Source organism: Sedimentibacter sp. (assembly GCF_038562225.1).
Taxonomy (GTDB): Bacteria; Bacillota; Clostridia; order Tissierellales; family Sedimentibacteraceae; genus Sedimentibacter.
The window spans coordinates 512,410-536,412 of the sequence record NZ_JBCFAS010000003.1; the positions used below are offsets into that span (position 1 = coordinate 512,410).

Consider the following 24,003-nt stretch of genomic DNA (forward strand, 5'->3'; position numbering starts at 1 on the left):
CTCTTATTTTATTATTTCTCTGTACATTCCGACTACGGAAATTACAATGTCGCTGTAATATTTGTGTTTTTCTATGTCCTTGAAGCTGTAGTACTTTTTGTAAACGGAGTTGATGAAGTTTAGTTCGATTCCTGAAGGGTTGTATCCGTAAAGCCTGTTTACGGCATGCACAACCTCTGCCCTAGTGATGGGTCTGTCAGGATAGAAGTAGTTTCCTGAAGAACCCAGCAGGTTCCTGCTGGATATCTTTATTATTTCGCTTTCTGCCCAGTGACCGGAAATATCCAGGTAACTGTAGTTGCTGGAAGCCGGAATTGAACTGATCATGGTTTTGTAGGTGCTTATTTTTGTAAGCATCTGGCTGAATTCCGCCCTGGTTACATAGCCGTCCGGTTTGTATGTCTTGTCCTTGTAGCCGGAAACATATTTCTTGGCGCTCCCCATGGCTATGTAGTCTCTTGCCCAGTGGTTTTCAATATCAGTAAACTTTGTTTTCAGATACGCGTTTCTGTCATAGGGCAGGTCGTTGAGCCTGCAGAACACCGTTATCATTTCACCCCTTGTGATTGGTGAATCAGGGTTGAACATAAGGCTGCTGCCGTTCATATATGCCGGAAGTATGGATTTGTAACTGACTTCGTCATCATCATCTTCATCGTAAGGCAAACCTACGTTTTTAAAAAGCTTGCTTGTGTTGTCAAAATTATGAACATCCAGATTCAGTTTGTGCTTTTTCGGAGTTTTTTTTGAATCAAGTTTGACTGTTGCAACTGTCCTGTTTCCTGCCTTGTCAACAACTGTGAAAATATATTCTCCGTTATAATCAACTGCCGTGCTGTGGGTATAGGTAAATTCCTTGGATCCGTTTTTTACGGGAACGTACTTGCCGTCAAACGTGATTAAATAATCAAGGCCGAAGTCATCTTCTGCTTCCATGTGAAATGTGTTGTCATCAAGAAAATCCACATCAACTTCAGGACGCCTGAAGTCAATGCCGTCTATGTCGAACACAAAAAGGCTCTGGGATGTGCCGTCAGAAGATTTCACCAATGCTTCGTAGTTGCCGTTGTCTTCATAAATATCCTTGGAGGGATAGGCAGAGTAGTTTTTGTTGTTGGTGAAGTTATATCCCTTGTACTCAACCAGCGTGCTGTAATTGTCATAGTTCAGAGGCCACTGCTCAATGAGGAGGTAAAATTCTCCCTGTTTCACTGCCTTGTAGGCAAATGTTTCATCGTCTATGGTAATCTTGAATTCATAGGGCGAGCTGTTGGTAAGCTTGCTGATGTAATAGTTGACTTCATTTGCAGTCTTTGTTCCTTCAGGAGTGGTAACCGTTCTTAGCTTGTCTATGTCCATGTGGAACAGCACCTGTTTTTTTTCGTAATCATACTGAAGTTCATAGCTGAAATATATGTCGTCATCGTCATCCGAGTCCGAGTCGTCTCCATCAATTCCGTCAACTGTATATACGAAGGTTTTTTTATAATTTCCGTAATATACTGTAAATGGATATTCACCTTCGGAGTCTGCAACAAAAGAGGCGCTCTTTCCTAAGACAAGGTAACCTGTAGGAAGATATATGTAGTAGGTCGTATCCTCTGCGTCTTCCAGTCTGGAGCCGTTTTGATACCGGTAGGGCTCTATGGTGACTTCCTTGAAGTTTGTTCCTGTAACAGTTTTTTCCGTAAACTTGGCCCTTAAGTAAGTGCTTTCACCATAAGCTGTATAAAACATGCTGAACGCTAGTAATAATGATATAGTCAATATAGTAATTTTCTTCATCTTTTCCTACCTGTTCTTATAAAGTTGCAGCTGTCTGTCAAACAAGTACTGAGTTATGACAGACTCGTTATATCTTGTCATTTTTTCAAATGAACATCCGTAGTTGACAATTTTCAGATCTTCGTTTTCAGGATCCTGTTTCTTGTCAATACGTATCACTTTTGCATGAAGTGATATTACCTGGTACTTTGCGTATTGAAACCTGAATGTCAGCTCATCGTACAGAGAGAGCTCGTAATTGGAAGATATGAGCATTCCGCCTACGCTGAGATTCATAACGTGAATTTTCATGTTTGGAACCTCATCCGTGATGTCCTTGCCGTTTCTTAATAAGGATTCAGAATTAAAGGACAAATCTGTGCGGACCTTGAGAGAATTCCTTCGTTCAACAACGTCCTGCTTGCTCAGGATGTGAGCGTTGAGTTGATTCCTAGAAGCCACTCCTATTTCGCAGACATACGGTGATATGCCCACAAGTTCATTGAAGATTTCCACGTGAACCTTTGTTCCAGACGTGATTACGGGTAGGTCCGATCCTTTTATTCGTATTGTTTCACTGTTTATGCTCAGCAGGTGTCCGCTTCCTAGCTCTTCTTTTTTTTCGTCGTATACTTTCACTAATAATCCTGGGTTGTCCATAATAACTCCTTGCAGTATGTTCTTTTATCAAGATGTCATTTGATAATCCTGATCATTGTTCTTTGGTATCTTGAAATTTAAAAAGTAAATATAAATGTCTACTATGGCACCAAAAAGTTCCTCCGGTATCTCACTTCCCACATCCAGCTGCGAAAGCACCACAGCAAGGGAATCATCCTTGTAGACAGGAATGCCGCTATCCTCGGCTATTTCCACAACCTTGTTTGCTATGTGGCCGCATCCGGATGCTATAACTACAGGGGCACTGCTTTTGTTCGGATCGTATTTTAACGCAACAGCCTTATTTAAACTTGTATTATTTTTATATTGTGACATCTACGCCGCTTTTCCTTTCTGAAAGATTGCTGAACACTTCCGTGAATCTTCGTTTTTTTGTGCTTTCGGATACGCTTAAACCGGATAGGGACAAATTTTTTACAGCAAAAATTTTACTAAGGTCATTTTTAATGGTATCTGCAAATGAGGACAGACTGCCTGGAACATAAATGTCCAGCATGATATTTGAATCCTTCAGGACCAAAGTTGTTTCAAAGTAGCCATAATTTTGTATGTCAAAAGTCATAAACACCTTGTAGGTCTGTGTGTATTCCTTTTTTCCGGACTTTTTGTCCTTTCCACCCGAACGGTCATATTCCTTGCCTATCCACACTTCAGAAAACATGAACATGCCGTTGTAGTTAAGAGGCAGGAACATGTGCGTGAGAGGAATATGCACATTCTGGCTGAACAACAGTGATTCTGTCATGTCTTCCATCATTCCCTGTGTTACAGGATTGCTGCTTTCTTTAACGCCGGATTCAATGAGCTTCAAAAACGAATCAATCGAACTGTTTTTCACATTTGAGGAATCCTCATAAGTATTGATCAGCGACATTTTAAGCTTTTGCATTTCATCTTCGCCAACATTTAAATTGTATTTTATGAAATCGAACAGGCTGTCAAGGTCCTCGGAAAAGTTGTCCTTTGATGCGTTTTCCAGCCTCACGATGTTGTGAATCAACACCGATACGTAGTCTCTCACAGGGCCGAAGTCATTCATCTTGGATATATATCGTCCCATGAAAGGAATTATTTCATTTTTTAAAACATTTAAATTAATGTCCGTGCTGTTTGAGGAATAATCGTCAAGAAGCTTTTCGGTAAGTTCATTGAATGATTTCTTCAATATATCCGGAAGGTTTCTTTCTATGTTTTTCAAGGCGGCATTTACAGACTTGTTGGTTTCGTCAACAGAAACAAAGCAGTCGTAGCTCCTTAGGAAGTTCCTTAATATGACCTTGAAATCCTTGTTGTCCTGATTGCTCTTAAAAAGGTTTCTCAGAGCATTGAAGAAGTCACCGTGATACCTGGTATATGATTCCTGTTGAAATTTCAGGAAACTAAGGATTTCTTCCTCATTCATTTCAATGCTTTTCAGGAATGTTTCAAACAGTTTGTTTATGGATGAATCGCCCTTGATGTTGTAATTTATGAACTGCTTGTTTAGAAGAAGTTTTTTTGCCCCCTCTAACAGAACAGGGGAATTTTCAAGGGACCTTATGAATTTTTCGAAGACAGAATCCGGATTGTAGTTTAGCGGATTTCTTCCTGTCTGGTTGCTTTCGCTTTGCTTGGTCGGCTTGGTTACCTTTGTGGGATCCACCGCATCAAAAGGAACGACCTGTTCAGTCTTTATTTTAGGCTTTGCAATGCTGTTATCGTTAACTGGGTTGGTTGTTTTTATGTTTATATTATTATCCAACATAGAATCTCCTGCAATGTTCTTGTTTTATTATATCAAAAATATACGAATATTTCTATTTATATATCGTCACATTTAACAAATTAATAAGCGGCCTGTCCAGTTTTATAAAAAAATTCATCCAACCTCTTAACAAAATTTAAATTATGCCGATATAAAAATTAAGATATGTATAATAAGGAGACCGGGTATGGATAATAATTTTGATTCAGTGCTTGACATGTATCTTTTTGAAGCAAATTCGCTGCTGGAGCAATTGGATGACATATTGCTTAGAGCAGAAAACCAGCAGGCATTTGACAAGGAATGCGTAGATGAAATATTCAGAATAATGCACACTATCAAAGGCTCATCAGCGATGATGCAGTATAACAGCATCATGACAATTTCACATAAAATAGAAGACTTGTTTTTTTTCATAAGAGAAAACGGCATCGACCATAAGTTCAATGAAGAACTGGTGAATCTTGTGTTTAAGTTTACCGATTTCATTAAGGGTGAAATATCAAAGATAGAAGAAGGCAAGGAGCTTGAGGAAAACCTCGAGGAATTTGAAGCTGAAATACAGGGCTTTCTGCAGATTATATCAAATAGAGGTTCGGCACAGGAGGAAGCTGCTGCAGCACTGAGCACCCAGGGGAAGGAAGTGTCTGCCGTGGCAGATGAAGAAACTGAAAAAAAATATGCCATTAAAATAATTTTTGATGACGATATCGGAATGGAAAACTTAAGAGCCTTCATGATTGTAAACCAGCTTAAGGAAAGCGGTATTGAATTTTCTTACAAGCCCGAAAATGTTGAGACTTTAAGCGAGACCTCTCAGGATATTGCAAAGGATGGCTTTTACGTATTCATAAGTGACAGCGATTCGGTAGACCCGGCAGTGGGAGTGGTTAGAGAGGCACTGAATGTAAAAAATTACACAGTCCTGGAATACACGGATCAGCCGTCTGAAAAAAAACAGACTCAGGAAAAAACATCGGACGAAACTGATAAAAACAATCAGATAAAGGTTGCAGCACCCGTAAAGGCAGAAAAAGGGGAACCGTCGTCAAAACACAGCAAGCAGAACCTGATTACAGTAAACCTTTCAAAGCTGGACAAACTGGTCAACATAGTGGGAGAGCTTGTAATAGCAGAATCCATGGTTGCAGCGGACAGTGAGATAAAGAAGCTTAACCTTGACAGCTTTACTAAATCTACGAGGCAGATGAGAAAGCTTACGGATGAACTGCAGGACATTGTCATGTCACTGAGGATGGTGCCTGTTTCAGGAATATTCCAGAAAATGAAGCGTATTGTAAGGGACATGGGCAAGGAACTGGGCAAGGACGTGGAACTGGTTTTGTCAGGAGAAGAAACGGAAATTGACAAGACGATTGTAGACGGCATTTCGGATCCGATAATGCACCTGGTAAGAAATGCCATGGACCACGGAATTGAATCGGAAGAAGACAGAATCAATAAAGGTAAAAATAAAAAAGGAACCATAATGCTTTCAGCATCAAACACAGGCGGCGAAATTCACATCACTGTGGAAGATGATGGAAGAGGTTTTAATCTGAAGAAAATACTTTCTAAGGCAAAGTCAAAAGAGATGCTGACAAAGCCGGAAAGCGAATATACACCAAAGGAAATATTCCAGTTTCTGATGCTGCCGGGCTTTTCCACGAACGACACCGTAACAGAATATTCCGGAAGAGGCGTTGGCATGGATGTTGTAAAGTCCAATGTTGAGAAGGTTGGCGGCACTGTTGTTCTGGACAGCAAGGAAGACGTGGGGACAGTGATAACATTCAAGATACCTCTTACTCTTACAATAGTATCAGGCATGCAGATTGTTGTGGGCGGATCTGAGTTCATAATACCCATCAAGAACATCCAGCAGTCGTTCAGGACCGTTGAGGATGACATAATCCACAACACTGACGGAGGAGAGATGATACTCATTAGGGAAAAGTGCTACCCTGTGGCAAGGCTCAACGAAATATTCAACATACCAACTGAGATTACCAAGGTTGACGACGGCATTCTCATTCTGGTAGAATCAGGTGACAGCAGCATTTGCCTGTTTGTGGACAGCATAATCGGAGAGCAGCAGGTTGTGGTTAAGCCGATGCCTCCTATGCTTACTAAATACAGCCTGAAGGAAGCAGGCATATCCGGATGCTCCATACTTGGAGACGGAAGCATAAATTTAATCCTAGATATAGGAAATCTTATAGAGAGCATGTAGTATGGTAAAATTAACGGACAACGAATTTTTGGAATTTGTAAAGATAATGCATAAGAACTACGGCATAGACCTTTCCAAGAAGAGGATACTCATCGAAGGAAGGCTGTCTAACATGATAGAGCGAAAGGGCATGAGCAGTTTCAGCCAATACCTGGAGAGTATCAAAAAAAACGACAAAGATGAAATTATTACGCTCATAAACAAGCTTACAACAAATTACACGTATTTCTACAGGGAAGAAAACCACTTCAAATTCCTGAAGGAGGTGTTTCTGCCCAACGAGGAAAAAAACAACAGGCTAAAAACGCTTAACATATGGAGTGCGGGATGCTCTTCAGGAGAGGAACCTTATACCCTGGCAATGGTTATAGACGACTACTTCAAGCTTAACTCAGGCTCATGGAAGGTTCAGATACTTGCCACCGACATATCGGACAATGTGCTTTCAAAGGCTCGGGAAGGAGTATACGGCGAAGAAAGCCTCTCAAAGATTCCGGAGCCATACAGGAAAAAGTATTTTGAAAAAAACGATGACGGCAAGTACCAGGTTGCCCCAGCCATCAGAAAAAATGTGACGTTTAAGGTCTTCAACCTGATGGACACCATTACCGACAAAAACAAATACGATGTTATATTCTGCAGGAATGTTATGATTTACTTCAATGCAGAAACAAAAGTAAATATGGTGAACAAGTTCTACGAAGCCGTAAAACCTGAAGGTTACCTGATGATAGGACATGCAGAGACAATTCAAAGAAATCAGTCAAGGTTTTCGTATGTGCAGCCTGCAATATACAAGAAGGAATAACTATGAATATAAAGAAAATAAAAGTTTTGATAACAGACGATTCCCTTCTCTTCAGGAATGTGCTGAAGAAGGAACTGAGCGAAGATGACCGGATAGAAGTTGTTGGTACGGCTGTTGATCCCATTGATGCAGGTGAAAAGATAAGGGACCTCAAACCGGACATACTGACTCTGGACGTTGAAATGCCAAAAATGAACGGACTTGTTTTTCTGAAGAAGCTCATGGATGAAAATCCCATAAAGGTAGTGCTGGTAAGCTCAATGAACATCAGTGTGTTTGATGCGCTTCATGCAGGAGCCGTGGATTTTGTTAAGAAGCCTGACATGACATCCAAAAATGATCTGAGCATTTTTTTCAGCGAACTCAGGACCAAGATAAAGATTGCTTCCATAGCGAAGCTTGTTCCGTATGCTTCAAGGGAAAAACTGCCTGTTTTAAGGCCTGTTTCCCCTGTTGTCAGGGAAAATCCGCCGGTTGGAAATCTATATAACATATCTTCTTCTCCAATAATATCAATCGGAGCTTCTACGGGAGGGACAGAGGCGACACTTGCAATACTCAAATCTCTGCCTAAGGAAATGCCCGGTATTCTGGTTACGCAGCACATGCCTGCGGGATTCACGAAGATGTATGCAGACAGGCTGAACAAAATCTGTGCTCTGGAGGTAAGAGAGGCTTCCAACGGAGACCGGGTCGAAAAGGGACTGGTGCTCATCGCCCCCGGTGACAGACAAATGAGGCTGGAGAAGGACGACAAGGGATACTACGTTTCCTGCAGGCCCGGAGAGAAAGTCAGCGGCCATTGTCCATCTGTTGATGTGCTGTTTAACTCCGTAGCTGAAGCAGCAGGCAGAAATTCTATAGGAATAATTCTTACAGGTATGGGCAAGGACGGGGCTCAGGGACTGTTGAACATGAAAAGAAATGGAGCTTACACCATCGGTCAGGACGAAAAGTCATCGGTTGTTTACGGAATGCCCATGGTTGCCTTTAACATAGGAGCAGTTGCAGTACAGGCAAGCATTGATGACATTGCTGATATAATCATCAGGCATGTAAACAAATGATAATTGATATAATAGGAAAATATAATTCTGATTCAGAAAGGAGATAGAAATGTCAACATTATCTACAAGCTTATACGGTTCAACTTCAAGCAAGGGCTATGGGGGACTGGTATCAGGACTGGATACTGACGAACTGGTAAACCAGATGCTGTCAGGCACAAAATCAAAAATAAACAAGGCGTACCAGTCCAAACAGAAATTGCTGTACAGGCAGCAGGCATACAGGGAGATAAGCAACAAGCTTGTTGCATTCAACAACAAGTATCTTTCTTATTCATCGGGATCAAAAACAAATATACTGAGTTCAAACTTTTTCAAGGCATATTCATACAAATCTACATCTGATTATGTAAGCGTTTCAGGAGATCAGACCAACATTCAGAATTTTTCCATAAACAGCATATCAAGTGTAGCAGGTTATGCATCCATGACGTCAACCTATAAGACATCAAGCCAATCCTTCAGTTCTGACAGTCTGAACAGCTACGTATCTTCATTGGCAGGGGATTCAATGAGCATTGAATATGAAGGCAAAACCTACAAGCTCGCCATCGACAGCAAGTTTGGTTTGGGAAACGAAAAGGTAGATTTGCAGGCAGTAGCAGACCAGCTTAACAGCCAAATTGAAAAAATAGCAGATTTGAATGGCGGAACATCTGATGATTCAAGCGATAATATTTTACGGTACAGCGTGTCTGCTGACAACAAGCTGATTGTCAATTCTCCTGAGGGAACAACAACCAAGCTGACGGCTGCAAGCAATGATGTTCTGAACTTTCTGAATATGAAAGTTGGCGAACCTGCCGAATCTACAGAAGCAGTGGATGACGAAAAATTAAACAGGACACAGTCCGACGTTTTTTCAAACACAAATGCATATTTTAAATTTCAATATAACGGTGTAGCAAAGACCATATATCTGAAAGAAGGAATTCAGGACGGCACGGATTTGAAAAGCTATCTGCAGACTGAGCTGGACAAAGCCTATGGTACAGGAAAGGTTGCAGTCAGCTACGATTACAATGAATTAGACGGCACTGGAACAAAGCAGCTTACATTCAGTGCCGCAAGCGGAAGCACAAACCTGTTCAGTGTAAGCGGCATCAGTACAGAATTAAGCAACATAACAGGCATTCAGTCAGGAGACTGCAACAGATTAAACAAAACTGCTGCCATAAATGAATCTGGTTTGTCTATGCCTTTGACTGAAACTGTTCTTTCAAACGGAAACAGCGGATATGCAGTAAAAATTAATGACAAACTCTTTGAATTTGAAAAAAGCGCTTCATTAAACGACATTATCAAAACCATCAACAACGATGCTGATGCCAAGGTAACCGTTTCATACCTGTCGACCACAGACACCTTTTCGATCACGGCAGATGAAACCGGCTCGCACATTGGCATAAAAGTTGAGGAAGTCAACGGGGGAAATCTGGCTGGTGCATTGTTCGGAGATGCTTCAAGTCAAAATATAACAGACGGAAAAGACACTGAAATGACATATACATTAAACGGTGTAAAAACCTCTGTAGTAAGAAGCACAGCCAATTTCTCAATAGACGGAATCAATATAGAACTTAATAAAAAAGTAGAAGGACTGACTGAAAGTGATGCAGAAATAACTTTCGATATTACAAACAACACTGATGAAGTAGTTGAAAGAATTAAGGAATTTATAAATGATTACAACGAAATAATTGAACTTTTAAATTCAAAGACTAAAGAAAAACCTGACAGAGACTATCAGCCTCTAACGCCTGACCAGCAGGAAGAGATGTCTGAAAGCGAAATAGAGGATTGGACAACGCAGGCAAAAAAGGGAATATTGTACGGCGACAGCAACATGAACGGTGTGCTGCGAAAATTGAGGCAAGCCATGACAGGAAAGACTTCAGTCAGCAGCCTTACACTTTCTGATATAGGCATATCATCCGCATCCATGGACACAAGCGGAAAACTGGTGATAAACGAAGATAAGCTAAAAGCGAAGCTGCTTGAGAGCCCTGATGAAATTTCAAGCCTGTTTTCGGCAACTGCTTCAGAAGGAGGAATTTCGGGTATAGGTGTTCGAATCAGAGAATTGCTGGTGGCAAATGTGGGAGCATACGGAACAAGCGGTACTCTCATTGACGAAGCAGGGCTTGACAGCGGAATTACTTCTGACCGGAACAATATTTCCAAAAGAATAAAGGACTTTGATGAAAAGCTGACAGAGCTTAAGACGAAGATGGCTGATGAGAGGGAAAGATACTGGAGCAAATTCTCATCATTGGAAACGACTTTAAACAAGCTTAATTCACAAAGTTCCTGGTTCACCGACATGATGAGCAGCAGTTAGAAAGGAGATAAAATGATTAGTGCATTCGAGCAATATAAAAAAACTTCCGTTAACACCATGACCAGAGGAGAACTGCTGGTGCTCCTTTATGACGAAGCTATTAAAAAAATGAATATGAGCAAAATGTTAATGGAAAACAACGATTTTGATAATGCCGGCATCAATCTTGAAAAGTGCAGGAAAATTTTCAACCATCTCATTGTTACACTTGATGACAATTATGCGCTTTCCAAGGATTTAAGAGAAATGTACATGTTTTTTAACAAGGAGCTCATATTAGCTTCATCAAAAAAGTCAATAAAAAACATAGACAATATACTTCCGCTGGTTAAAGACCTGAGAAATACATGGGAAGAGGCTGACAAGATAGCAAAATCAGCTAAAAGTTAGGTGGTATATGGAAAACCTGTATAAAAGGAAGCTGGAAGCAGTGGAAAACCTGAAATTCTTTACGGAAAAAATAATGAATCTGTCCTTCAAAATCGAATACCAAAAAGCTGAAGCAATGATAGATGAAAGAGCTGATTACTACGCAAAGGTTAAGGAAGCAGATGACAAAATAAAGGAAAGTATAAACAAAACAACCGGCTATAAGGAAACATCTCAAATTAAAAACATCAAATCACTTATCAGGAAGTCATTGGAAGAAACAATAGAAATGGATAAGTGTATACGCAAAAATTTAAATGAAGAACTGAAAAATGTAAAGTTGAGTTTGAATCAACCGAGTACATCTTCTAAAGTTCTGAATGTTAAGGCATAATCATACGCACAATAATAAAGGCTGTTGCACTAAGTATATTCTTGTCATCGTGAGCGTCAGTGAAGAATCTCATCTGTTGAAATTATGAGATTCTTCGGCTGTGCTGTCAAATGATACGATAATATTCACTGATGCAACAGCCAAATTTATTGTAACTGCATTTTAGGAAGCAGCAAGAGCAGGTTCCGAAAAAATCCGGTATATTAAGTGGACTGTTTACTTACACATAAAATTTATGGGGGGATATCGTGAAAAAATTTAAAATTAATTTTAAGGATAAACTTAAAGTAATAGACAAAGTAAACAAAAATAATGACATCAAAGAACACTTAGCCAATATTAAAAAAGTTGTCAACAATATTATCAATAGCATCAAAAGCAATAAAAGGCTGATGAAAATCACGGATTTCATCAGAAAAAAATCAAAAGATCTATTATTTTTAATAGCAAACAAAACAAGCATCAGGTCAAAAATATTCTTAAGTTTCATATCTCTAATCCTTGCAGTGGTAGTCATATTAGGCGGAATTTCTGCTTTTCAAAGCTACAAAATCACATTTGATACACTTGAACGCACAATGAACAACGTAGCACAGATTTCTTCAGAATCAATTAAAAATGAAATTGATACATACAAGGCAGTAGCTACTAACATCGGGCTAAATCAGCAGCTTTCGGACATGACTGTAAACAACCAGCAAAAAGCAAAAATACTCACGCAGATGTCTGAAGCTTATGGGCTTCTTGACGCATACACAACCAATACAAAAGGAAAAGGAGAATCTCCCATCACCAAGCAAATATACATGATAGGAGAAACTGATTACTTTCTTTCTTCCATGGCCGGAAGTACAGTTGTAACAGAACCTAAAATGAATGATAAAATTGGCAGGGTTACGTTTACCGTTTCAGCACCTCTGTGGGAAGACGGAGTTTATGGCTCAAAGATAGTAGGTGCAGCAATAATAGTGCTGGACGGTAAAGTCATGTCAGACATAGTTTCGTCAGTTAAAGTAGGAGAAGGCGGCTTTGCCTACATACTGGACAAGGATGGTTATACAATTGCGCATCCTGTTTATGAAAAAGTAGTCCAGTCTGAAAACATCATAAGGTCTTATAAAGAAAAAGGCATCAACAAGCAATTGGCTGAAATAGAGCAAAAGATGCTGAGCATGAAGCTTGATCTTGGAGACTACGAACTGGATGGGCAAAAAAATCTGCTTGCCTATTCCTATATTGATGAAAGTGATGGATGGGGTCTGTTTATAAGCGCGCCTCAATCGGAATATACAGGCTCTACGAATTTAAGCTTGTTCATCACATTGGCAGTTTCCGTACTGGCACTTGTTCTGTCATATGTTGTCGGGAAGGTTGTATCCGACAATATTGCAAATCCAGTAATTATGTGTGCTGAAAGGCTAAAGGATCTTTCTGAAGGGGATCTGCACACGGAAGTTTTAAGTACAACACGTGAAGATGAAATAGGCATGCTCATGAAATCCCTGGGCTCAACTGTCAAAGGGCTTAATGTAATCATTCACGACATATCATTTCACCTTGGGGCAATTGCTGATGGAGATTTTTCAAATAGGATTGACAGCGAATACAACGGTGATTTCAACACCATTGTTGTTTCAATGAAGCAGATTAACAGCTACCTTAATCACATGGTGAAGCAGGTAAACGAAAGCGCAGAACAGGTGGCATGCGGCTCTGAACAGCTTGCAGGAGGAGCACAGGCACTGTCACAGGGAGCAACAGAACAGGCAAGCTCTGTTCAAGAACTTTCTGCAACAATCAGCGAGATAACTGAACAAATAAACAGTAATGCCTTAAATGCAGGTAAAGCAAGAGAGGCTTCCCTTGAATCAGCAGTCCAGGTTCAAAACAGCAGCAATTATGTGAAGGAAATGAATGATGCCATGTCTGAAATAAATAAGACTTCCAAGGAAATCGCCAAAATAATAAAGGTTATTGACAACATAGCATTTCAAACCAACATTCTTGCTCTCAATGCTTCCGTAGAAGCTGCAAGGGCAGGTTCAGCGGGTAACGGATTTGCAGTTGTTGCACAGGAAGTGAAAAGTCTTGCTTTGAAAAGTGCTGAAGCTGCAAAAAATACAGAAGAGCTCATAGAAAATTCATTAAAGGCAGTTGTAAAAGGAACCAAAGTTGCAGCTAAAACAAATGAAGCCCTGAATATGGCCGTTGAAAAATCAAATGTAGTTGAAGATATGATAAAGGAAATAACAGAAGCATCAAATAAGCAGGCTGAAGCTGCAGTCCAGGTTTTATCCGGGGTGGAGCAAATTTCATTCATAGTCCAGACAAATTCCGCAACGGCGGAAGAAAGTGCAGCTGCCAGTGAAGAACTGTCAAGCCAGGCTCAGATCATGAAGGAACTGGTGGAGAAAATAAAACTAACGGAAGAATCGGTCGAAGTTATATAACTCATCCAAGTATATGATTGCTAATTGTAAATTTGGCTGTTACAAATTTTATAGACTGACAAAAAAAGGATAATTCACAATCTTAAAAGTAATATATAGACGGACCATTGGTGTAGTTAACTTAATGGTTCGTTTTTTTATGCATAAAGTTTGGACAAATACAACATTTTGAAACCGGTTACTTAAAATTCTTGCAGCTTTACCTATGGTATTCTGCTTCTATTGCATTAGGAAGCATTACATTTTTTAATAAAATTTGCTATTAAAAAAACATTAAAAAAATAGATAATGTGCCGATATAATATTAAGTGCAATATAGTCTTGAATTATTAATTTTAAATTAATTTGTTACAAATTATATAATTGATTGCATTTGGAGGATGAAATGAAAGTAGTAATTCTTGCTGGAGGATTTGGTACAAGAATAAGCGAAGAATCGCATTTGAAACCAAAGCCTATGATTGAGATAGGTGATAAGCCCATATTGTGGCATATTATGAAAATATATTCTCACTATGGATATAATGATTTTATCATATGTTGTGGTTACAAAGGTTATGTAATAAAAGAATACTTTGCAGATTATTATCTTCATTGTTCAGATGTCACATTTGATTTTACAAATGATAATAATATGATTATTCATAATAACATTGCTGAGCCTTGGAAAGTTACTTTAGTGGACACTGGCTTGTATACTCAAACAGGAGGAAGAATAAAAAGAATTCAGCAGTATGTTGGTGATGAAAAATTTATGTTAACATATGGAGATGGTGTCAGTGATGTCGATATAAATGATTTAGTTCAATTTCACAAAAAAAGTAATAAAGTTGCAACACTGACAGCTATACAGCCTGGTGGTAAATTCGGTGTATTAGAAATTGATGGAGGTCAAAACATCACAAGATTTGCTGAAAAAGCTAAAGAGGACGGAGGATGGATTAACGGCGGATTTATGGTATTGGAACCGGAAATTTTTGATTTAATAAAAGATGATAGTACAATACTCGAGAGAGAGCCATTAGAAAGGTTAGCTCAAAAAGGTGAATTATCAGCATATAAACATTCAGGTTTTTGGCAATGTATGGATACACAAAGAGATAAAAGCCACCTTGACTCAATATGGGAAAAAAATAGAGCACCTTGGAAGGTATGGTAGATATGAAGATAAGTGTTATTATGCTTACATACAATAGAGAAAATTTTATATCAGAAGCAATAGAATCCATATTGAATCAAACAGAAAGAGACTATGAATTTATAATAGTGAACAACGGTTCTGCCGATAAAGGTGGTGAAATTGCAGAAAAGTATGCAAAATTAGACAATAGAATTAAAGTTATTCATATTCCAAAAAGTAGTATAGGAAAAGGAAGAAACACTGGATTGAACTTAGCTAAAGGTAGTTTTATAACTTTTGTAGATGATGATGATATAGCAGAGCCGGACATGCTGGAGTTTTTATATAATCTTGCAGTTGAAAATAATGCAGATATATCAATCTGTGGTTCAAGTAAAAAAGTTGAAGGTGAAATTTTTCCTAACTGCCTATTTGATGAACATTTAGAAATGACTCCATCTGAGGCTGTCATTGAATTGCTTAAGAGAAAAAAAATCAATGCTGCAATGCCAACTAAAATGATAAAAAAACATTTATTTGACATCATTAGGTTTAATGAGACGGGCAAGTACGATGATATAAGCGCTACTTATAAATATATGGCTAATGCACGTAAAGTTGTTGCTAATGGATTGCCTAAATATTGTTTCATAAGACATGAACAAAACAATTCATCCTTCACAACCAATGATATGTTGTTGACTCCAGAACAGTTGGATGAATATTTCAGTGCTTTCAGGGAAAGAACGGTATATTTGTCTGAAATTCTTCCGGATATATCTGAATACGCACAATACAGTGAATGGTCATATATGATATCAATGTGCAACAAGATTATAAAAAATAACCTTACAAACTGTTCAAAGCAGTTGGAGCATGTAATAAAAGAGTTAACGAGACATTATGATGAATTTTATTATGGGAAATATATTGAAGAATTTGAAAAAGAATATATGAATTTATATATTAGGGTATTAAAATGAACAATGAAGACATGCTAAAAAGTTTTTACTATAACAAATTAAGTAAAAATGTATGTAGAAAAAACGGAAAAATGAAAATTTTTAAAAACTCTGTTTTGGATTTTCATAAATCTGCAAAAATTAATCTGAATGAAGATTTCTATATAAATTTGAACACTTTAAAAAAATCGAAAGCGGAGTGTTATATTAAGTTACAGGAAAATGCTGTGCTAAATATAGACGGACGCTTTAAGTTGTTTTATGGGTCAACTATACAGGTATTCAAAAATGCATCATTGACTTTTGGAGGAGGTTATATAAATTCTAATTCGGTAATTGCATGCTGTAATAAAATAATAATTGGTGAAGGTGCTACAATTGCACGCAATGTGTATATATATGATGGTGATCATCATTCTATTTTAGATGATGAAGGAAATATATTAAATAAGTCCATGCCCGTAAATATAGGGAAGCATGTTTGGATTGGAGCGGGGTCAATTATTCTGAAGGGCGTAAATATAGGAGATGGATCAATAATAGGCGCAGGATCTGTAGTAAACAAAGATATTCCTGCTAACTGTATAGCTGCAGGTAATCCTGCGAAAGTAATAAAAGAAAAAATCAGGTGGAAATAATACTATGCTAGTCGAAAATAGTGTATAGCGTATAGTAATGCAATTGAAAAAGTCTATGGGTCGTCTGCAAATGCAGAGTGGTCACTAAATAAACATATAAGATTTATTAAAAGGAGGAATACTACTATGATACATAAAACATTTTCTGGTAGACAAAACATAAATTCACATACTCTCTCGAAGTTTCAATATGATTTTAATCGTAGTCTTTTAGGTGATGGATATGAGGAATGTCAAGTTGAATCTATTATTCAAATATATAATGCGCTGGGGGATAAGCAATCGCAGGATTTGTTTAATGCACGTCTGTCGTATTCATTGACAAAGGATTTTTCTGTTATGAACAACTATTTTGATCAATATCTGTTATCTTATGAAGATAACATGAAGAAGTTGTTGCCCGAGTATATTAGCAATCCTAATGCTAATCTTTATATCTTTGGTGCAGGAGTGGTTTTTTGGTATGTGCGTCAATGCTTACCTTCAATTCAGTGGAAAGGAATTATCGACAATAATTTTGGATGTAGTGGTGATATTTTATGTGGTCTACCCATTATGCGCTTTGAAGAATTTATTGCTCTTGACTCTACAGAAAATACTTATATTGGTATTGCCGTAAGCAATAATGAGGCGCGAAAAGCAATCCAGAAACAGATACAGGATAGCGGATTGGATTTTGATGAACATTGTTTTGATTTAAATCCTATTTTATCAGAGGTGAACGCTATATGTGAAAAGCAATATTTTGATTTCCCGGGATTAATACCAGCATCAAATGAAATCTTTGTAGATTGCGGTGTTTTCGACGGTGCCTCTTCAAAAGCTTTTATTGAATGGTGTAATGGAAATTATAAACATGTTTTTGCATTTGAGCCTGACTCACGCCAATATTCACAAATTTATAAAACTTTAAGCGGAGCGAAAAACTTTACTTTGTTTGATTTTGGATGCTGGGATAAATCAGAAACAATTACGTTCTTTAACAATATACCGTCCCAATTATCACTGGCAAATGATAAACAAAATGCTGGAACAACATCTATCAAGGTTGCTCGTATGGATGATTTAATTGGTGATGAAAAAGTTACCTTTATTAAAATGGACATTGAGGGTGCTGAATACCAAGCACTGTCTGGTGCAGAGCAGATAATCAGAAAGAATAAGCCAAGATTAGCAATTTGCGTCTATCATAGGCCAGAGGATATTATAAAAATTCCTGAACTGATTCTCAGTTTCAGGGATGATTATAAATTCTATTTGAGGCATCCATTCTATTCTTCTAGCCAAACTGTGCTTTTTGCAATTTAATTAATATTACGTGGGGTATAATATATGAATAACGAAATTTTACATATTGCCAATACAGCATTACCTGTTACAATGAGGTGCAATTTAAAATGTAAGCATTGCCTTGAGTTCAGTCCATATTATGGAGCAGTAGAGGATTATGATTTAACAGACTTATGTAAATCTGTTGATGCCTTTTTTAAACTTATCGATAGAGTAGATAATTTTACCATAGCTGGGGGCGAAGCATTACTGTACAATGATTTGAATGCAGTAATTCAAAAAGTTGGTGAGCATGCTAAGCAAATTGGAAAGATTATTTTTACTACAAATGGGACACTGCCAATGACAGATGAACTGATCTCTCTTCTCAAACAGACGCCAAAAATAGAAGTAAATATCAGTGATTATGGTCCAGCCTTATCTAAAATGTCACAGGATTTGCAAAAGGATTTAAGTGAAGCCGAAATTCCTTTTCGTGTTTTCAAATATTATGGAGATAATATGCATTATGGGGGCTGGATAGACTTTACTGATCATAGACAAAGACATAGAACAGAAGACGAATTATTAGATATTGGAGCCAGGTGCGGAAATCGAAAAGGTGGCAATTTTATTATAATGCCTGGTGAGCTTTATGTTTGTTTTCGTGTCATAAGAAGAATATACTTAGGGATTATTCCCAAGAATGAAGATTCTTGTATTGATCTTTATTCATCTGAAGGTATTGAAGAAAAACGAGCACAAGTGCGTGAAATTCTAAAGGCTCCTTATACACCTGCTTGTGCTTATTGTGTAGGCAAATTAAGTGAAGTAGAACATTGCCAACCTGCAATCCAACTGTCAGATGACGAGAACCTCTTTGATATTGAGCAGTTATAGAGTACAAGCTCATAAAGAATAAAAGGAGGCAAAATATCATGGTTATTATTTTTATGGCAGCTTACAATGCGGAAAATACAATACGTCGAGCAATTGATAGCATACTTAAGCAAACTTATGATGATTATGTATTTTATATGCTTGACAATGCGTCTGAAGATGGTACAGCATCCATCTTGGAAGAATATGCAAAACGAGATAACCGTTTATATGTACTAACTAATAAGATAAACCGTAAAGGTTGGAATTCGATATCTTTTGTTAATTTTGCGAGAGAAAGATATAAAAATACAGACTATTACTGTACTCTCGATTCTGATGATGAATACGAACCGAATTTTATTGAAAGAATGCTTGATTTTATGCATGAAAATTGTTTGGACATTTCTGCTTGTGGAAGCGATTTTAGTAATTCATGCACAAAACAGTCCATGGGACAAAGAAAAGTCAAACAAAATCTACTGTTGAAGGGACAGGGATTTTCCGAGTACTTCATGCAATACCATCAATTTATGCGGACTGTTTGGGGAAAAATTTATTCATTTGACGTTTTATGGAAATGTAATTTTGATAAGTGTTTTACTGTTAATTATGGCGCTGATACTCTTTTTGCAATGGAAGCTTTCCACAATGCTGAACGTGTCGGCATACTCGCAGGGACACTGCATAAATATTATGTATCTCCAAATTCCGGATCTTATAAATTTGATAACAGGCGTATTGTTTCTGACCATATTCTAGATGACACTGCCCGTACCTTTCTTATTGATAAATGTGGTTTTATAAGCCCCAAAAACGAAGAATTTTTACTTGCCATATATTTCAACTCAATAAAAGACACTTTAAATGTACTGCTGAATGCACAAATAGATACCAAAGATAAGTTAATTGGTCTATATGATATTTTTAGTAGTGAGCACACACAACATTTACTCAAGTGTGGAGCATATATAAAAGAAATAAAGAAACTCATTGAAATAATAGTTTATTGGATGCTCAATCAAAATGAATGTCGAAAATTGGAAGGTGCACAAACAGCTGCTAAAATTCTTTTTTCAATCAACGTGGAGTTATCGCAATTCATTGCTTCTAAAAGCTTAGAATGTCTGATACAGGAAATGCCTGAAACCGTTATTGGTTTACTAAAAAAAGATTACAATGGTGTATTGGAACAACTTAAGATTTGGTTTGAAAGGCATGATGAGGATATCACCGTGCTGTCAAAGCTTGAGATTGACCTATACCATGCCCTGAACAAAACAGATGATGAACTTTTTGTTCTCTTGACAGAGATCCGAAAAAGACGTCCATGCTCGTCAACAGAGTTGAACATAGATGTCCAGATTCATGAGATAATCGCCAGATATCCGATTATAGCATACATTAGTGCCGATTTAGCAGCTGCACTTTCACAGACAGTTCTTTGGGTGCAAAAGGAAAACTTCTCTCGCGCATTGGACGAGTTTATCGAAGTTTCGCAGGAATTGGAAGTTGCGGACGATGATGCAGAATCTTATATATTATTGGGGCAAAATCTTTCAGCTGCCTCAGATAATGCTAAGGCATATATTTATTTCAAAAAAATATGGATTTCGTACTTACTTGACTGCTTTCGCAATGAAGAAGCCATTAAGGAGATTGATGAAATTGGGCAGCTTTTGCAGAATGATGAGGATTTTTTCGAATTGCGTAAAAGGCTGGAAAAAAATTTCTTGGAGGAAGAACATGAATAGGAAGTTTTTACTTTACGGTCATGGCGGTTCATATAATCATGGTGCAGAAGCTATTATAAAAAGCACAATAAAGTTGATAAAAAACAACTATCCCAATAGCCATATAATTCTTTCAACTCATTTCAAACAGCAGGATATTGAATTCGGAGTTGATGTACATGAATATTGTGAACGAGATATGTACTATGTTGAACTTGATAAATCTTCTTATGTAAAAGGAAAATATGATACGCTCATTTATAAAACAACAATTGATAAAATAGATAAAGATACCGTATGCTTGTCGGTGGGCGGTGATAATTATTGCTATGACAACTGGAGGAAATGGAAGGTAATCCATGAACGGGCAATTGAGGTAGGAGCAAAAAGTGTTTTATGGAGTTGCTCAATAGAACCGTCCATGTTGTGTGATGAAATGGTAGAAACTTTGAAATCACATAGCCTTATAACGGCAAGAGAAAGTATTACTTATAATTCATTGCTTAAAAAAGGATTAAAAAATGTAGAGTTATGTTCCGATGTTGCGTTTCTATTGGGAAAAAAGAAAGTAGAGCTTCCGAATAGCTTTGTTGTTGGAAATACCTTGGGAATAAATTTGAGTCCTTTGATTGTTCGTAGAGAGGAAAGAAAAGGAATTATTGTACGGAATATATTAAATGTCATCGATTATGTGATAAATAATACGGATATGAATATCGCCCTTATACCTCATGTTGTAATGTCAATGGATAATGATTATGAAATGCTGAATGGATTATATGAATTAATTGAAAAAAAAGATAGGGTATGCTTAATTTCGGATAAGCTTAGCGCTTCTGAATACAAATATATAATATCAAATTGCAGGTTAGGAATTTTTGCAAGAACCCACGCGACAATTGCAGGATATTCATCCTGTGTACCTGTTTTGGCACTAGGTTATTCGGTTAAGGCAGAAGGAATTGCTCTTGATTTGGGGTGTGAAGATTATGTTGTCCCTCTTGACGAATTTATAGAAGAAAGGACTTTAGAAAAAAAGTTGTTAAAATTAGTTTTTAATGAAAATGACATTAGAAATATGCTTAAAGGAAAATATGAGTTGTGCAGAAAGAATGCAAATAAAGCTATTTCACTTCTTTCTTAGAATTAGAGAAAGGATTTTAAACTATTTAAAATATAGCATTTAATAATTGCACGTAAGAAAGGAAGAGAAATGTATATATCTCAATGCTTAATAGCAAAAAACGAAGAAGATAATATGGAATACTGCCTAAGTCATTTAAAATCAGTGGTTGACGAACAAATAGTAGTGGATACCGGTTCCACGGATAGAACAGTCGAAATAGCAGAAAGCCAAGGAGCTAAAGTGTTTCACTTTGAATGGGTAGATGATTTTAGTGCAGCAAGAAATTTTGCATTAGACAAAGCTAAGGGAGATTGGATAATATTTCTTGATTGCGATGAGTATTTTTCAGAGGATTCAGTCAGTTTAATAAGAGATTACATAACAAAATTAGGAGAGAAGCCACAAATTGATGGAATCACTTGTGAATTAATTAATATTGATTTAAATAATAAAATAATAGCTACAGCGAAGAATATTAGTCCAAGATTATTTAAAAGGAAAGACTATTTAAAATATAATAAGAGAATACATGAAATTTTATGTAATACAAGAGCTTCTAACTCAAATCCAGTTTTAGCTGATGCAAGTGATTTGTTGAAAATATATCATACGGGGTATGCTGCTGAAGAGATTAATAAAAAAAATAAGAATGAACGGAATATCAATTTATTAAAAAAGGAACTTGAAAAAACCCCACAGGATGCTAAGTTGAACCTTTATCTGAGCAAACAGCTTAACATTGAAAAAAAGTACGAAGAAGCTCTTGATTATTGTTTAAAGGCATTACAATATATTGATAAAACAATTATTTATGATTATTATTGCATTATATACAGCACCATTATGATGAATATGATTAAATTGTCAAAGTCTTATGATGATTTGAAAAGTATCTTTGTTGAGGCGGTTAAATACTTCTCCGATTATCCAGATTTTTATATGCATATGGGTACTATATCATTTAGAGAGAATAGAATAAAAGAATCAATAGATTACTTCGAAAAGTGTATTTATTATTGTGAAAACTACAATAAGGATATTGAATGCTTTGCATTGGGGAAAATAGAAAAAATTTTCAATGACCTTTTAAAAATCTATTTAATGGATAATGATAAATCAAAAGCAGTAAAAATAGCTGTTTCTTTGTTAAATGCGGATAAATACAATTTTGAAGTTTTAACAATATTAATAAGTATTTTTTCGACTCAAGAAAAAGAAGAATCTATTGCTTTATTTCTAAATAAAATATATGATTATAATCTTTTGAAAGATAAAATATACTTATTAAAAGCAAGTAAAATTGTTAAAAATGAAAAGTTAGCAGACTACTACAAGAGACTTTTAAATGAAGAAGAATTGAAAGCCGTTAAAGATTCGCGGATGCTTATTTGATATGAAAGACTGAAGTGCAAATTAAATAGTATCAATACCTTCTTGAAAAGAAAAAAATATTTAATAAAAGGCTAAACTTATTTCCAGTTGTTACGATATACATTATGTAAAGATAATTTATTTTCAACACAGGGCCCATGTTGAAAATAAATATCAAAAAAATAGGGAAGGATCCCGAACAAATTACATGGAGGTAATTAAATGAGAATTCAACACAACATTAACGCATTAAACTCTTTAAGACAATTAGGAAACAACAACTCAGCATCAGGCAAGAACCTGGAAAAATTATCATCAGGCTACAGAATCAACAGAGCAGGCGATGATGCTGCAGGACTGGCTATATCAGAAAAAATGAGAGGCCAGATAAACGGTCTTGAAATGGCTTCAAAGAATGCAGAAGACGGAATATCAATGATTCAGACAGCTGAAGGTGCATTGAATGAAACTCACTCAATTCTACAGAGAATGAGAGAACTGGCTGTACAGTCAGCATCAGATACAAACACTGATGATGACAGAGCAGAAATCCAGAAGGAAAATGCAGCTCTTATCGAAGAAATAGACAGAATAGCACAAACTACTCAGTTCAACACACAAAACCTTCTTGACCAGACTGGAGGAACTTCTGGTGCCTTCACTCTTCAGATTGGTGCTAACACTGGACAAAGCATAACTGTAACATTTGCAGATATGCAGGCATCAGCTTTAAGTGTTGACGGTGTTGATTTAGGTGTTGATGCTTCAACTTCAGACACAGCAATATCAACAATTGATGCAGCTATTAAACTGGTTTCAGATGAGCGTGCAAACATGGGTGCTGTTCAGAACAGACTTGAACATACAATCAACAACCTGGGAACAACTTCAGAGAACCTGACTGCTGCTGAATCACGTATAAGAGACGTTGACATGGCAAAAGAAATGATGGAATTCACTAAGAACAACATCCTTTCTCAGGCTGCTCAGGCAATGCTTGCTCAGGCTAACCAACAGCCACAGGGAGTATTGCAGTTACTGCAATAACAAATTA

Annotated in this window: 20 protein-coding genes; 16 read left to right on the plus strand and 4 right to left on the minus strand. The window is 37.0% G+C overall.

Annotated features, from left to right (window positions below; translation table 11 throughout):
- Window positions 1–3 precede the first annotated feature (3 nt).
- From AAGU76_RS14260 to AAGU76_RS14275, 4 genes are read right to left on the minus strand one after another with little or no spacing between them, the layout of a single operon-like run.
- The gene (locus AAGU76_RS14260) at window positions 4–1,785 is read right to left on the minus strand and encodes an S-layer homology domain-containing protein (RefSeq protein WP_342486178.1); all 1,782 of its coding nucleotides are present in this window, start codon (window positions 1,783–1,785) and stop codon (window positions 4–6) included.
- A gap of 6 nt (window positions 1,786–1,791) precedes the next feature.
- Window positions 1,792–2,424: a PilZ domain-containing protein gene (locus AAGU76_RS14265; RefSeq protein WP_342486179.1), complete on the minus strand. Its 633-nt coding sequence runs from the start codon at window positions 2,422–2,424 to the stop codon at window positions 1,792–1,794.
- Window positions 2,425–2,451: 27 nt separating this feature from the next.
- Window positions 2,452–2,760, minus strand: a complete 309-nt coding sequence (locus AAGU76_RS14270) for an EscU/YscU/HrcU family type III secretion system export apparatus switch protein (protein ID WP_342486180.1) — start codon at window positions 2,758–2,760, stop codon at window positions 2,452–2,454.
- A complete protein-coding gene (locus tag AAGU76_RS14275) occupies window positions 2,747–4,189 on the minus strand; it encodes a hypothetical protein (protein WP_342486181.1) in 1,443 nt (480 codons plus the stop codon). Before AAGU76_RS14275 ends, AAGU76_RS14270 begins: the two co-directional genes overlap by 14 nt.
- Window positions 4,190–4,376: 187 nt before the next feature.
- On the opposite strand from AAGU76_RS14275, the gene AAGU76_RS14280 reads away from it, so the two are divergent.
- From AAGU76_RS14280 to AAGU76_RS14355, 16 genes are all read left to right on the plus strand, one after another.
- Window positions 4,377–6,422, plus strand: coding sequence for a chemotaxis protein CheA (locus AAGU76_RS14280; protein WP_342486182.1), 2,046 nt, complete (start codon window positions 4,377–4,379; stop codon window positions 6,420–6,422).
- Window position 6,423: 1 nt separating this feature from the next.
- A complete protein-coding gene (locus tag AAGU76_RS14285; RefSeq protein WP_342486183.1) occupies window positions 6,424–7,230 on the plus strand; it encodes a protein-glutamate O-methyltransferase CheR in 807 nt (268 codons plus the stop codon).
- Window positions 7,231–7,232: 2 nt separating this feature from the next.
- The gene (locus AAGU76_RS14290) at window positions 7,233–8,297 is read left to right on the plus strand and encodes a chemotaxis response regulator protein-glutamate methylesterase (RefSeq protein ID WP_342486184.1); all 1,065 of its coding nucleotides are present in this window, start codon (window positions 7,233–7,235) and stop codon (window positions 8,295–8,297) included.
- 49 nt (window positions 8,298–8,346) lie between these two features.
- Entirely contained in the window at window positions 8,347–10,638 is a 2,292-nt protein-coding gene (fliD, locus tag AAGU76_RS14295; RefSeq protein WP_342486185.1) for a flagellar filament capping protein FliD, read from the plus strand.
- Window positions 10,639–10,650: 12 nt separating this feature from the next.
- Window positions 10,651–11,028: a flagellar export chaperone FliS gene (gene fliS, locus AAGU76_RS14300; protein WP_342486186.1), complete on the plus strand. Its 378-nt coding sequence runs from the start codon at window positions 10,651–10,653 to the stop codon at window positions 11,026–11,028.
- A 7-nt stretch (window positions 11,029–11,035) separates the two neighbouring features.
- The gene (locus AAGU76_RS14305) at window positions 11,036–11,401 is read left to right on the plus strand and encodes a hypothetical protein (RefSeq protein WP_342486187.1); all 366 of its coding nucleotides are present in this window, start codon (window positions 11,036–11,038) and stop codon (window positions 11,399–11,401) included.
- A gap of 248 nt (window positions 11,402–11,649) precedes the next feature.
- Window positions 11,650–13,851 carry a methyl-accepting chemotaxis protein gene (locus AAGU76_RS14310; RefSeq protein WP_342486188.1) on the plus strand — a complete coding sequence of 734 codons (2,202 nt, stop codon included), beginning with the start codon at window positions 11,650–11,652 and terminating at the stop codon, window positions 13,849–13,851.
- A gap of 385 nt (window positions 13,852–14,236) precedes the next feature.
- Window positions 14,237–15,010 carry a glucose-1-phosphate cytidylyltransferase gene (gene rfbF / locus AAGU76_RS14315; protein WP_342486189.1) on the plus strand — a complete coding sequence of 258 codons (774 nt, stop codon included), beginning with the start codon at window positions 14,237–14,239 and terminating at the stop codon, window positions 15,008–15,010.
- 2 nt (window positions 15,011–15,012) lie between these two features.
- The gene (locus AAGU76_RS14320; protein WP_342486190.1) at window positions 15,013–15,954 is read left to right on the plus strand and encodes a glycosyltransferase family 2 protein; all 942 of its coding nucleotides are present in this window, start codon (window positions 15,013–15,015) and stop codon (window positions 15,952–15,954) included.
- Window positions 15,951–16,571, plus strand: coding sequence for an acyltransferase (locus tag AAGU76_RS14325; protein WP_342486191.1), 621 nt, complete (start codon window positions 15,951–15,953; stop codon window positions 16,569–16,571). Before AAGU76_RS14320 ends, AAGU76_RS14325 begins: the two co-directional genes overlap by 4 nt.
- 126 nt (window positions 16,572–16,697) lie before the next feature.
- On the plus strand, window positions 16,698–17,879 hold the full coding sequence (locus AAGU76_RS14330; RefSeq protein ID WP_342486192.1) for an FkbM family methyltransferase: 1,182 nt from the start codon (window positions 16,698–16,700) through the stop codon (window positions 17,877–17,879).
- 24 nt (window positions 17,880–17,903) lie between these two features.
- A complete protein-coding gene (locus AAGU76_RS14335) occupies window positions 17,904–18,740 on the plus strand; it encodes a radical SAM protein (RefSeq protein WP_342486193.1) in 837 nt (278 codons plus the stop codon).
- Between the two features lie 38 nt (window positions 18,741–18,778).
- Window positions 18,779–20,473, plus strand: a complete 1,695-nt coding sequence (locus tag AAGU76_RS14340) for a glycosyltransferase family 2 protein (RefSeq protein ID WP_342486194.1) — start codon at window positions 18,779–18,781, stop codon at window positions 20,471–20,473.
- Window positions 20,466–21,596, plus strand: coding sequence for a polysaccharide pyruvyl transferase family protein (locus AAGU76_RS14345; protein ID WP_342486195.1), 1,131 nt, complete (start codon window positions 20,466–20,468; stop codon window positions 21,594–21,596). The genes AAGU76_RS14340 and AAGU76_RS14345 overlap by 8 nt, the downstream gene beginning before the upstream one ends.
- Before the next feature lie 69 nt (window positions 21,597–21,665).
- Window positions 21,666–22,970, plus strand: coding sequence for a glycosyltransferase family 2 protein (locus AAGU76_RS14350; RefSeq protein ID WP_342486196.1), 1,305 nt, complete (start codon window positions 21,666–21,668; stop codon window positions 22,968–22,970).
- A gap of 201 nt (window positions 22,971–23,171) precedes the next feature.
- Complete coding sequence (locus tag AAGU76_RS14355; RefSeq protein ID WP_342486197.1) at window positions 23,172–23,996, plus strand: flagellin; 825 nt, start codon at window positions 23,172–23,174, stop codon at window positions 23,994–23,996.
- Window positions 23,997–24,003: the final 7 nt, after the last annotated feature.